Below are 377 nucleotides of genomic sequence, written 5' to 3' on the forward strand. Positions count from 1 at the left end.
GAAGGAGATGAAATGTTTCCTTTTATTCATCAGAGTGGTCGTTTATATTTTGCTTCCAATGGTCATGTAGGTGTTGGTGGACTGGATATCTTTATCGCCGAAAAAACAGCTCAGGGCTATCAGGTTAAAAATATGGGCTATCCTGTAAATACTGAAAAGGATGATTTTGGTGTGTATCTGGATACTGAAGGAAAACATGGATATCTTTCTTCCAATCGTGAGGGAGGTAAAGGTGATGATGATATTTACCGATTTACTGTGTTGAAAGATGTTTCGTTTCAAAAGGGATTAATGGGTAAACTCATCAATAAAAATACAAAAGCAGTTATTTCGAATAGTCCGGTTCAATTCCAGGATTTAAAAGGAGGCTTAGTAGC

General features: G+C 36.9%; 1 pseudogene. It reads left to right on the plus strand.

What is annotated here, in order from left to right:
• Nucleotides 1–377: pseudogene (locus OM075_RS26740) on the plus strand (OmpA family protein); the annotation flags it as partial.

This window comes from Plebeiibacterium sediminum (assembly GCF_026013605.1).
Taxonomy (GTDB): domain Bacteria; phylum Bacteroidota; class Bacteroidia; order Bacteroidales; family Marinilabiliaceae; genus Saccharicrinis; species Saccharicrinis sediminus.